Origin of the sequence: Flavobacterium ginsenosidimutans (assembly GCF_003254625.1) — a bacterium.
Lineage (GTDB): Bacteria > Bacteroidota > Bacteroidia > Flavobacteriales > Flavobacteriaceae > Flavobacterium > Flavobacterium ginsenosidimutans.
Map to the genome: position 1 here is coordinate 250,584 of NZ_QJRJ01000075.1, position 10,301 is coordinate 260,884.

At 32.7% G+C, this 10,301-nt stretch carries 11 protein-coding genes; 8 read left to right on the forward strand and 3 right to left on the reverse strand.

Translation table 11 applies throughout. The annotated features are described in order from the left end of the window. Positions 1 to 86 precede the first annotated feature (86 nt). Together purN and rnhA are read left to right on the forward strand one after the other, a co-directional pair. A complete protein-coding gene (gene purN, locus DM444_RS10700) occupies positions 87 to 662 on the forward strand; it encodes a phosphoribosylglycinamide formyltransferase (RefSeq protein ID WP_111286414.1) in 576 nt (191 codons plus the stop codon). A gap of 63 nt (positions 663 to 725) precedes the next feature. After that, positions 726 to 1,202 (forward strand): ribonuclease HI, encoded by a 477-nt coding sequence (rnhA, locus tag DM444_RS10705; protein WP_111286416.1) that lies wholly within the window; start codon positions 726 to 728, stop codon positions 1,200 to 1,202. A 57-nt stretch (positions 1,203 to 1,259) separates the two neighbouring features. Here the strand turns inward: rnhA and DM444_RS10710 are convergent, their stop codons facing one another. Further along, complete coding sequence (locus DM444_RS10710; RefSeq protein WP_111286418.1) at positions 1,260 to 1,607, reverse strand: DUF6249 domain-containing protein; 348 nt, start codon at positions 1,605 to 1,607, stop codon at positions 1,260 to 1,262. 274 nt (positions 1,608 to 1,881) lie between these two features. On the opposite strand from DM444_RS10710, the gene DM444_RS10715 reads away from it, so the two are divergent. The 6 genes from DM444_RS10715 to DM444_RS10740 all read left to right on the forward strand — a co-directional run bounded on the left by DM444_RS10715 (position 1,882) and on the right by DM444_RS10740 (position 8,158). After that, entirely contained in the window at positions 1,882 to 2,469 is a 588-nt protein-coding gene (locus DM444_RS10715; RefSeq protein ID WP_111286420.1) for an RNA polymerase sigma factor, read from the forward strand. Next, positions 2,453 to 2,857: a hypothetical protein gene (locus DM444_RS10720; RefSeq protein WP_111286422.1), complete on the forward strand. Its 405-nt coding sequence runs from the start codon at positions 2,453 to 2,455 to the stop codon at positions 2,855 to 2,857. Before DM444_RS10715 ends, DM444_RS10720 begins: the two co-directional genes overlap by 17 nt. A gap of 8 nt (positions 2,858 to 2,865) precedes the next feature. Beyond that, positions 2,866 to 3,774, forward strand: a complete 909-nt coding sequence (locus tag DM444_RS10725; protein ID WP_239455658.1) for an alpha/beta hydrolase family protein — start codon at positions 2,866 to 2,868, stop codon at positions 3,772 to 3,774. A 295-nt stretch (positions 3,775 to 4,069) separates the two neighbouring features. Next, a complete protein-coding gene (locus tag DM444_RS10730) occupies positions 4,070 to 4,993 on the forward strand; it encodes a PfkB family carbohydrate kinase (protein WP_111286424.1) in 924 nt (307 codons plus the stop codon). A gap of 80 nt (positions 4,994 to 5,073) precedes the next feature. After that, positions 5,074 to 6,972, forward strand: coding sequence for an amidophosphoribosyltransferase (locus tag DM444_RS10735; protein ID WP_111286426.1), 1,899 nt, complete (start codon positions 5,074 to 5,076; stop codon positions 6,970 to 6,972). Positions 6,973 to 7,774: 802 nt separating this feature from the next. Continuing rightward, positions 7,775 to 8,158 carry a hypothetical protein gene (locus tag DM444_RS10740; protein WP_162614953.1) on the forward strand — a complete coding sequence of 128 codons (384 nt, stop codon included), beginning with the start codon at positions 7,775 to 7,777 and terminating at the stop codon, positions 8,156 to 8,158. 59 nt (positions 8,159 to 8,217) lie between these two features. Here the strand turns inward: DM444_RS10740 and DM444_RS10745 are convergent, their stop codons facing one another. Beyond that, positions 8,218 to 8,829, reverse strand: coding sequence for a superoxide dismutase (locus DM444_RS10745; RefSeq protein WP_111286430.1), 612 nt, complete (start codon positions 8,827 to 8,829; stop codon positions 8,218 to 8,220). Positions 8,830 to 8,968: 139 nt separating this feature from the next. Then, a complete protein-coding gene (gene pth / locus DM444_RS10750) occupies positions 8,969 to 9,646 on the reverse strand; it encodes an aminoacyl-tRNA hydrolase (protein ID WP_111286432.1) in 678 nt (225 codons plus the stop codon). Positions 9,647 to 10,301: the final 655 nt, after the last annotated feature.

Genomic DNA, 10,301 nt, shown 5'->3' on the forward strand with positions numbered 1-10,301 from the left:
ATAAAATTAATTTCAAGAAAGGTCTTTTAAAGCTATTTATTTTCGATTTTTATTCCGTTTTTTGCAGTCTAAAAAATAATTTCATTATGAAAAAAATTATTGTTTTTGCCTCAGGATCAGGTACTAACACCGAAAACATTATAAAATATTTTGAAAAAACTGAAATTGCAAAGGTTGTTTCGGTCTTTACAAATAATGCTTCGGCAAAAGTGATTGAAAGAGCAAAAAATCATCAAATTCCTGTCGAAATCTTCTCAAAAACCGAACTTTTAGAAAGAAACGTACTACAAAAAGTACAAGAAATCGACCCGGATTTGATAGTTTTGGCTGGCTTTTTGTTGAAATTCCCAGAAAACATAATCGAACTTTATCCAAATAAAATAATCAATATCCATCCTGCGCTTTTGCCAAATTATGGAGGTAAAGGAATGTACGGAATGCATATTCATAGGGCTATTGTGAATAATAAGGAAAAAGAAACAGGTATCTCGATTCATTACGTTAATGAACATTATGATGAAGGCGGAATTATTTTCCAAGCAAATGTTGCCTTAACAGAAGAAGACACGCCAGAAACAGTTGCTGAGAAAATTCATGAGCTGGAACAAAAACACTTTCCAGAGATTATTTATAGAATCCTTGAGGGAAATTCCAAAATTTAAATTCCAAATTCCAATTTTAGATAAGCAGTAAATCTGCAATCTAAAATCTACAATCTAAAATAAATGAATCACGAAGTACATATATATACAGATGGTGCGGCAAAAGGAAATCCCGGCAATGGCGGTTACGGCGTGGTAATGGAATTGGTTGGAACTCCACACAAAAAAGAATTCTACGAAGGCTTTCGCTTGACGACAAATAACAGAATGGAACTTTTAGCTGTAATTGTTGGTTTGGAAAAACTAAAAAAAGAAAACATGAAAGTTCTCGTTATTTCAGATTCTAAATATGTGGTTGATTCCGTTGAAAAGAAATGGGTTTTGGGCTGGGAAAAAAAGAAATTTGCTGGCAGAAAAAATCCAGATTTATGGAAACGTTTTTTAATTGCTTATCGAAAACACCAAGTTAATTTTAAATGGATAAAAGGCCACAACAATCATCCGCAAAACGAACGCTGTGATCAATTGGCAGTTATGGCATCCATGCAACCCAAACTTTCTGTCGATGTTTATTACGAAACCATCGGATCTAAAGAATAAAAAAAAACGCATCAATCATCTGATGCGTTTTTTTGTACTAACTTAAATCTTCAACGATTACTCTTTATCTAAATCTTTAGCTGTTTTAAAACCAACTAAAAGTCCAATACCTGACATTATAAATATAATTGAAGGATAAACCGCTCCGTCATTCAACGAAGTATAAGTTGTAATTAATAAAGCAACAAATATACCTACACCGCTTCCTATTAATAAGAATGCCAGATTTACTACAAAGACTTTCCAAGCTGGAACTCCGTTTCCTTTTCCTTGAATAAAAATACTTGCATCTACACCTTTTTCTATAAGAGCTAAACGCTCTCTGTTTCTTGTTGAATAAATAAGGTAAACAATTCCGAAGATCATTAAGAAAAAGCTAATTGGGATTAAAATTTTGTCGTCCATGATAATTTACGTTTTTAATTGATTGATATATCCCATATGACGAGGGTTTTAAATTTGAGGTTACAACTTTTTAGAAAAAATTTCAATTTTTAAACTCCAAATTCCAAAACTAATTGATAATCAGTTAATTTTGATTCTAAAAACTTTGTCAAAGTTTGAAACTTTGACAAAGCTCACCAATATACATATATGTAAAGAATTAGATTTTTTGGAATTTGGAATTTATTTTCAAAATTCTTGTAACCTAAACAAACAACTTGTCGTCCTATATAATATGAGCACAATACATGATCAACATTATATCGATAAAATTCTGCAAGGCGAGACAAATGCGTTTGCCGTTCTTGTGGATCGTTATAAAGATATGATCTTTACTTTGGCTCTAAAAATGGTTAAAAACCGGGAAGAAGCAGAAGAAGTTGCCCAAGACACTTTTATAAAGATTTATAATTCGCTGACGAAATTTAAAGGAGAATCTAAATTTTCGACTTGGATTTATAAAATTGCTTATAATACTTGTCTAGATCGTTTAAAGAAAAATAAAAAAGAAGATTTAAATATTTCAATTGATGATTTTTCGTCTCATTTAATCAAAACAATGGATAACGCTTTGAGCGCTCTAGAAGAAAAAGAACGAAAACAAACCATTCAAAAATGTTTAAATTTATTACCCAGTGACGAAAACTTCCTTTTAACCTTATTTTACTTTGATGATCAGAATTTAGAGGAAATTGGAAAAATAATGAACATTTCGGCCAATAATGCAAAAGTAAAATTATTTAGGAGCCGACAGAAATTAGCTGTAATTTTGAGACAGCAGTTAGAACCAGAAATAATAGAATGTTATGAGAGAGAGCGATAAAAATATAGAACAACTTATTGAGAAAATGATGGCTGAAGAAAAACTGCAGTCACCATCATTAGATTTCACTTCAAAAATTATGGCGAATGTTCAAATTTTAGAAGAGAAAAAATTGAAAGCATATAAGCCTTTAATTTCGAAACCAATCTGGATTTCGATCGGATTGGCTGTAGTGGCATTAGTTATTTATGTTTCTCTATTTTCAGTTTCAGAAACTGATTTCAAAATTGACGAAGTCGGAAAATTATATTCTGATAGAATGTCAACAGCGTTTTCAGGAATTCATTTTTCTAAAAATATCTTGTATGCCATTTTGATTGTTCCAATTATGATTTTGGTTCAGGTTGGAATTTTGAAGAATTATTTTGACAAAAAGTATCAACTATAGTCTTAGAAATGAAAAATAAAACGGTAATTTTTAAACACGTTCTAAGAGCAAAAAAAACACATATACATTCTATTTTAATGCTGTTGTTATTTGTTACTAATTATGCATCAGCAATTCCATCAAACTTTACCACTAAGGAAATAAAATTTGTTAGTGAAGGAATTTCACTCGCTGGAACTGTTTTTATACCAAACAACATTCAGGCTGCCGTTGTGATTGTTCATGGATCTGGACAAGAAAAAAGAATGATAGACTTTGCTACAACTCTAGCCAATAATGGAATTGCCGTTTTAACGTATGATAAACGTGGAGTTGGAGAATCAGGCGGTGTATATGCCGGACCTGAAGTAGGAACTAACAATGTTGATTTCTCAAATCTAAATCTTTTGTCTTTGGATGCGAGTGCTGCTGTAAATACTTTATCTAAGTCTCTATCAAATAATAAAATACCAATCGGTTTAATAGGTGGCAGTCAAGCTGGATGGATAATTCCATTGGCCGCAGAGAAAAATAAGAAAGTTAAATTTATGACAATCTTTAGCGGAGCTCTTATAACGGTTAAAGAACAATTGAGATTCCAGTTTTATACAAATGGAGATAAAAATTTTTGGGATACGCATTCTGAAGAAGAAGCGAGAAAACATGTATTCAATGATCCAGACAAATATGAATTCATCGATACAAATCCCAATGATGTTCTTTCTAAATTATCAATTCCAGGACTCTGGATTTATGGCGGCAAAGACATTCAAGTTCCTGCGAAATTATCAATTGAATATCTTGATAAATTAAAATCTAAAGGAAAACATTACGAATACAAATTGTTTCCAAACTTGGGTCATAACACAGCATTTTCCGACTCTGAAGAACCTATGAAAGATGCAATCAATTGGATTAAAAATATCAAAATAAATTAAGGAATCGTACGCAAAGAATTTTTCATGTTTTAATCGAAAAAAGAAAATCTTCTTCATTTAAACAACTAAGATAGAAGAATCAGCTGTAATTTATTCGCAATTATTTTCAAAAAACTTGCAACTTAAATCTAAAAAACATATTTTATTCTCGCTAAAAAATCAATTTTAACCTATTCATTTACAATAGTTTTACTACGAAATCGTTGTCATTTTTTTAAGAAAATTTTGAGAACCTAAACCATTGCAAGATTGTAACTTATAGAGTATCTTTGCACCCTAATTCGAAATTCATAAAATGAATAAACTATTGATTGTTGGAACAGTTGCTTTCGACGCGATTGAAACTCCTTTCGGAAAAACAGATAAAATTTTAGGTGGTGCTGCAACCTACATCGGATTATCAGCGTCATTTTTTAACTTGCAATCGGCCATTGTTTCTGTAGTTGGCGACGATTTTCCTCAAGAACATTTAGATTTATTGACTTCAAAAAATATTGATATCTCGGGTATCGAAATTGTAAAAGGCGGAAAAACCTTTTTCTGGAGCGGTTTATACCACAACGACCTAAATTCTAGAGATACTTTAGTTACTGAATTGAACGTTTTAGCTGATTTTCAGCCAAAAGTTCCTCAAAACTTCAAAGATGCTGATGTTGTAATGTTAGGAAACTTACACCCATTAGTACAAAGCAGTGTTTTAGATCAAATGGAGAAAAAACCAAAATTAGTAGTTTTAGATACTATGAACTTTTGGATGGACTGCGCTCTTCCTGAATTATTAGACGTTATTAAACGTGTTGATGTTATTACAATCAATGACGAAGAAGCAAGACAATTATCAGGTGAATATTCATTAGTAAAAGCTGCTGCTAAAATCCAAGAATTGGGACCAAAATATGTGGTGATCAAAAAAGGAGAACACGGAGCACTTTTATTCCACAATAGAGAAGTATTCTTTGCACCAGCTTTACCATTAGAAGATGTTTTTGATCCAACTGGAGCTGGAGACACTTTTGCAGGTGGTTTCTCTGGATTTATTGCGCAAAGCGAAAACATTTCATTTGGCAATATGAAGAATGCAATTATTTATGGTTCAAATTTAGCTTCGTTCTGCGTAGAGAAATTTGGAACTGAAAGGATGGAAACATTAAGCAAAGCCGAAGTAGCGATTCGATTACAGCAATTTAAATCGTTAACTCAGTTTGACATAGAAATATAATGCCTAAGAGCCTCGATAAAACGGGGCTTTTTTATTACGTTAATACACAACTTACAACAACACACAAATAACAAAAAACAATGAGCGACGCTTTAAAACACGAATGTGGTATAGCCTTAGTTAGACTACTAAAACCGCTTGAATATTATAAAGAAAAATACGGAACTGCATTCTACGGAATCCAGAAGATGTATTTAATGATGGAAAAACAGCATAACCGCGGACAAGACGGCGCTGGTTTTGCAAGCATTAAATTGGATGTTGAACCTGGACAGCGCTATATCAGCAGAGTTCGTTCTAATCATGCACAACCAATTCAAGATGTTTTCAAACAAATCAATGAGCGTGTTAGCGAAGAGCTAAAAGCGCATCCTGAATTGGGAGACAACATGAAAGAATTAAAAGCAAACATTCCTTACGTAGGTGAATTGTTTTTAGGTCATGTTCGTTACGGAACTTTTGGAAAAAACAGCATCGAAAGTGTTCACCCATTTTTACGTCAAAGTAACTGGATGCACCGTAATTTGATTTTGGCTGGAAACTTCAACATGACGAATGTTAAAGAGCTTTTCGAAAATCTGGTTGAATTGGGACAGCACCCAAAAGAAATGGCGGATACTGTTACTGTAATGGAAAAAATTGGTCATTTCTTGGACAAAGAAGTAATGCAATTGTACCAAGACTGTAAAGCTGAAGGTTATTCTAAAAGAGAAGCTTCTCCTGTAATTGCAGAACGTTTGGACATTGCTAAAATATTAGGTCGTTCGGCTAAAAACTTAGATGGAGGTTATGCTATGGCAGGTTTATTAGGCCATGGTGATGCATTTGTTTTTAGAGATCCAGCAGGAATTCGTCCAGCTTACTTCTACCAAGATGACGAAGTAGTAGTTGTAGCTTCTGAAAGACCAGTTATCCAGACTGTATTTAATGTTCCTTTTGAAAGTGTTCAAGAAATTGATCCAGGAAATGCCTTGATTATCAAAAAGAACGGAAATGTTTCGATGAAACAAATCTTGGAACCAACAATCAAAAAAGCTTGTTCATTCGAAAGAATTTATTTCTCAAGAGGAAGTGATGCTGAAATTTACCAAGAACGTAAAGATTTAGGGAAATTAATTTTACCTGCCGTTCTTAAAGCAATTGACAGCGATACAGATAATACTGTTTTCTCATATATTCCTAATACTGCTGAAACTTCATTTTATGGTTTAGTAGAAGCAGCTCAAGATTTCTTAAATCAGAGAAAAAACAATTATATTTTAGAAAACCGAAATACATTAACTGCTGAAACGCTTCAGGAACTTTTAGCTGTAAAAATACGTACAGAGAAAGTGGCAATTAAAGATGCTAAACTTAGAACCTTTATTACAGAAGACAGCAGCCGTGATGATTTGGTAGCTCACGTTTACGATGTTACTTATGGCGTAATTAAACCAGAAGACAACTTGGTAATTATTGACGACAGTATTGTTCGTGGTACTACATTGAAAATGAGCATCATTAAAATGATGGATCGTTTGAAACCAAAACGCATCGTAATCGTTTCATCGGCACCACAAATTCGTTACCCAGATTGTTACGGAATTGATATGGCAAAATTAGAAGGTTTAGTTGCATTTAGAGCAGCACTTGCTTTATTAAAAGAAAGAAACCTTTACCATATTGTAGATGAAGTATATGCAAAATGTAAAGCACAAGAAAATTTCGAAGATAAAGATGTGATCAATTATGTTACAGCAATATATGATCAATTTACTGACGAAGAAATCTCAGACAAAATCGCAGAAATGTTAAGCTCTCCAGAAATTAATGCCGAAGTAAAAATCATATTCCAAACGGTAGATGATTTACACAAAGCATGTCCTAAAAATTTAGGTGACTGGTACTTTACTGGAGACTATCCTACACCAGGTGGAAATCGAGTTGTAAATCGTGCTTTTATGAATTTTTACGAAGGAAAAGACGCCAGAGCGTATTAATAAAATACTAACAAAAGGTTAAATTGTGCATTTCATCGGTTTTTTTTGCCGTTCATCCTATTTCTTTGGTGAAATTGAAAAGCAATGATACTTTTGAGATACCATAACATTAGTAGGTTAAGTTTATGGTAGATTTGGGGCAAAAAGGGTGGAAGCAATTCCACCTTTTTTATTTAAGAATATTCCCAAACATTTCTAAAACAAGCGATTATATTTCTCTTAATCGGATATACTTACCTTTCATCTGAAATTTTTTCTTTAAATAAATATCTATTATACATTTACTGCTCCATAACATTAGTAGGTAAATTTATGGTAGATTTGGGGCAAAAAAGGTGGAAGAAATTCCACCTTTTTTATTTTCTTCTTTTCAGAGAATTGAACAAAGGAAATAAATGCAAGATAATTCTCTAAAGCAATGAACTATAAGCCTTTAATCGGATATACTTACCTTTCATCTGAAATTTTTTCTTTAAATAAATATCTGTAATACCTTTACTGAACCATAACATTAGTAGGTTAAGTTTATGGTAGATTTGGGGCAAAAAAGGTGGAAGAAATTCCACCTTTTTTATTGAAATAAACTCAAATATTTTCTAAAGCAACGATTATGAGCCTTTAATCGGATATACTTGCCTTTCATCTGATAAGTTTCTCTCTAAAAAATATCTACAATACCTTTACTAGACCATAACATTAGTAGGTTAAGTTTATGGTAGATTTGGGGCAAAAAAGGTGGAAGAGATTCCACCTTTTTTATTGAAAAAAAATCATATAATTGTTTCAACTAAAAAATAATCTTATGAAACAATTTGCTAAAATTTCTTTCTTTATCCTATTCAGTTTATTCCTTTTCAATTGTTCTGGTGCCAAACCTAAAACAGTTGCAAGTACTTCTATTGAAAATCAAAACAATAGCGAAAATATCCCAATTTCTGAAAGCAAATCTTCTTCTACAAATGAAGATCCTAAAAGAGAAGGCGGTTCTATAAAAACAGCGATAAAAGTAAAAAGTATCGCCGAAGAATATCAAATAGTGAAACAGCTTTGCCCAAGTTGTAAAGTAAAAGGTCAAGCTTTAATAAGTGAAGGAAAGAAACATTATGATCTTCTAAACACAGTTAATGATAAAGGTGAAGAAATCAAATATTATTTTAATATAAATAGTTTCTTCGGAAAATGGTAAAACAAAAAACCCGATTTAATGCAAAAGCTTAAATCGGGTTTTTAATATTTCTTAAAAGATTATTTATCTAAAGCAAATCTTCTAGCAACTTCTGTCCAGTTAATTACACTGAAGAAAGCTTCAATATAATCTGGTCTTCTGTTTTGGTAGTTTAAGTAGTAAGCGTGCTCCCAAACGTCCATTCCTAAGATTGGAGTTCCACCGTGACCAGCAACTTCTGGCATTAATGGATTGTCTTGATTTGGAGTTCCTACAACTTCTAATTTTCCACCTTTTTGAACAACTAACCAAGCCCATCCTGAACCAAATTGTGTAGCTCCAGCTTTAGCAAATTTTGCTTTAAATTCTTCGAAAGTTCCGAAAGAAGCCTCAATTGCAGCTAATAAATCACCTGTTGGCAATCCTCCTCCGTTTGGAGACATTACAGTCCAGAATAAATTGTGGTTGTAAAAACCTCCACCATTGTTACGAACTGCTGCGTTTGATTTATCTAAATTGATTAAGATATTCTCGATTGTTTTTCCTTCTAAATCTGTTCCTGCAATTGCTGCATTAAGATTTGTAGTATATGCATTGTGATGCTTAGTATGGTGAATTTCCATTGTACGTGCATCAATATGTGGTTCTAATGCATCGTATGCATAAGGTAATTGTGGTAATTCAAAAGCCATGGTATAATGATTTTTATGGTTTATAATAATTTATTCCAAATTTAGACATTTAACTTTGGAATTGAAAATACTATTTCGTTATAATTGAATTTAATTAACTGATAATTTACATTTTTACAACATAAACACCTGAAAATCTTTATTTTCCATTAAATGTCGTCATTGTATTTTCTAAACCGGCAGTTCCAAAAGTTCTAATAATTTCTGCAGAAACCTCTAAACGCTCTTGAAGTTTTGCTTCTTCATCGGCATTCCATTCTCCTAAAACATAATCTACCTGCTGCCCTTTTTTGAATTGATCGCTGATACCAAATCTATAACGCGTATAGTTTTGTGTATTCAAAACCAAATTGATGTTTTTAAGTCCGTTGTGACCTCCATCACTTCCTTTTGGTTTGATTCTAATGGTTCCGAATGACAGATTTAAATCGTCTGTAATGACCAAAATATTCTCTAAAGGTATATTTTCCTTATCCATCCAATACTTTACCGCCTTACCGCTTAAATTCATGTAAGTGTTTGGCTTTAAAAGAAAAAAGGTTCTTCCTTTAAATTTATATTCAGCCATTGAACCTAATTTTACAGTTTCGAACAAAAGTCCTTCTTTTTTGGCTAAAAAATCTAATACTTTAAAGCCTATATTGTGTCTGGTATTTACGTATTCTGCTCCGATATTTCCTAATCCGACGATTAAATATTTTTTACTCACGCTTTTTATATTGTTTTTTTGGTGTTCGTGAACCTCCGGTTTCATATTGTCTTCTGTGTTCTCTTCTTTTGGTGTTGATGAAAACAGTTTTGCTATCCATTTTATCATGTTTGCAAAAGTAAGATTAATTAGAGAATGTGGCAATTGGATAATTTGAAAATGTGAAAATTAGAGAATTGTTTACTGGATAATTTTAACCGCAAAGGGCGCAAGGGGTTTACGCAAAGGGCGCTAAGAAATAGTTTCAATCGAGATGGGCAAAGAACACAAAGAAAATGTCTCTCACAGATTTTCTTGTCATCCTGAGCGGAGTCAAAGGAACGCAAGAAGTTCGATAATCTAAATTCCATACTTTGAGTGGGCTTCGACTTCGCTCAGCCTGACAACGATGAAAAAACTTAACATCTCAGAATCTTAGCAACTTAGAATCTTATGAAAAAGATATTTTCTTATTAGCCCTGACAAAAGCGGCATCCTTTTTCTGGCTTCTTTAGCCAGGAAAAGATACAGCGGATGGCAGGAATGTCACATCTTATGAAAAGGAAAGTTTCTGCTTCTAAAAAAATAACCGTAAAAAAAGGGCTTCGACTCCGCTCAGCCTGACACGCTTAATTTTGTTAGGCTGAGCGAAATTGAGGCTCTTTGATGGTAAAAAACTTAGCATCTCAGTCCCGAGGCTTCGGGATAGAAACTTATGACTAGTCCTAAATAATCGATACAGATTATTAGACAAATATATTTAATTAAACACCTGTAAGAACTT

Coding starts and splice junctions, on each gene's coding strand:
- purN (WP_111286414.1), top strand. CDS start 87: ATGAAAAAAATTATTGTTTTTGCCTCAGGATCAGGTACTAACACCGAA.
- rnhA (WP_111286416.1), top strand. CDS start 726: ATGAATCACGAAGTACATATATATACAGATGGTGCGGCAAAAGGAAAT.
- DM444_RS10710 (WP_111286418.1), bottom strand. CDS start 1,607: ATGGACGACAAAATTTTAATCCCAATTAGCTTTTTCTTAATGATCTTC.
- DM444_RS10715 (WP_111286420.1), top strand. CDS start 1,882: ATGAGCACAATACATGATCAACATTATATCGATAAAATTCTGCAAGGC.
- DM444_RS10720 (WP_111286422.1), top strand. CDS start 2,453: ATGAGAGAGAGCGATAAAAATATAGAACAACTTATTGAGAAAATGATG.
- DM444_RS10725 (WP_239455658.1), top strand. CDS start 2,866: ATGAAAAATAAAACGGTAATTTTTAAACACGTTCTAAGAGCAAAAAAA.
- DM444_RS10730 (WP_111286424.1), top strand. CDS start 4,070: ATGAATAAACTATTGATTGTTGGAACAGTTGCTTTCGACGCGATTGAA.
- DM444_RS10735 (WP_111286426.1), top strand. CDS start 5,074: ATGAGCGACGCTTTAAAACACGAATGTGGTATAGCCTTAGTTAGACTA.
- DM444_RS10740 (WP_162614953.1), top strand. CDS start 7,775: ATGAAACAATTTGCTAAAATTTCTTTCTTTATCCTATTCAGTTTATTC.
- DM444_RS10745 (WP_111286430.1), bottom strand. CDS start 8,829: ATGGCTTTTGAATTACCACAATTACCTTATGCATACGATGCATTAGAA.
- pth (WP_111286432.1), bottom strand. CDS start 9,646: ATGATAAAATGGATAGCAAAACTGTTTTCATCAACACCAAAAGAAGAG.